General features: G+C 36.4%; 1 protein-coding gene. It reads left to right on the forward strand.

Annotated elements, in window-relative coordinates; translation table 11 throughout:
* Positions 1–303: LPXTG cell wall anchor domain-containing protein (locus ADF68_RS06575; RefSeq protein WP_049549130.1), on the forward strand; the 303-nt coding region annotated here is incomplete at its 5' end.
* Positions 304–549 lie beyond the last annotated feature (246 nt).

The following is a 549-nucleotide window of genomic DNA, read 5'->3' on the forward strand; positions in this document are numbered from 1 at the left end:
AAATCTAACCCAACTGCGAAAGATATCAAGGTAAACAAAGACGGATCAGTAGTTGTAACCTTTGAAGATGGTACTACATCTGTTATTCCAGCAGATAAGACAGTCAAGAAATCAGATGGTTCAGTAGCAGTTAATCCAGCTACTAACCAAGATTCACCTGCTCAAGCACCAGCTAAGAAAGCAGGAGCGAAAGAATTGCCAAATACTGGTACAGAACAATCTAGCGCTTCACTTGCTTTAGCACTTCTTGCAGCAGCGACAGGTGGACTCCTCTTCGCTAAAAAACGTGAGGAAGAAGAGTAAGAAATTACTCAAATAAAGCAAAACTGAGAATCTCAATTCTATGAATTTGCTAGAAAAACCGTAAGAAGAAATTCTTACGGTTTTTTTGATGGGAAATGAGGCTATTTGTCAACTGTAGTGGTTGAAAAAAGCTATAGTATAGTGGATTGAATCTAGAATAGTACGCTACAGATTTTAAAACATTATAGTAAAATGAACCTAAAACAGTACATAATGTGGTATAATCTTCTTATGGCATATTCATTA

Origin of the sequence: Streptococcus pseudopneumoniae, assembly GCF_001068775.1 — a bacterium.
GTDB lineage: Bacteria > Bacillota > Bacilli > Lactobacillales > Streptococcaceae > Streptococcus > Streptococcus pseudopneumoniae_N.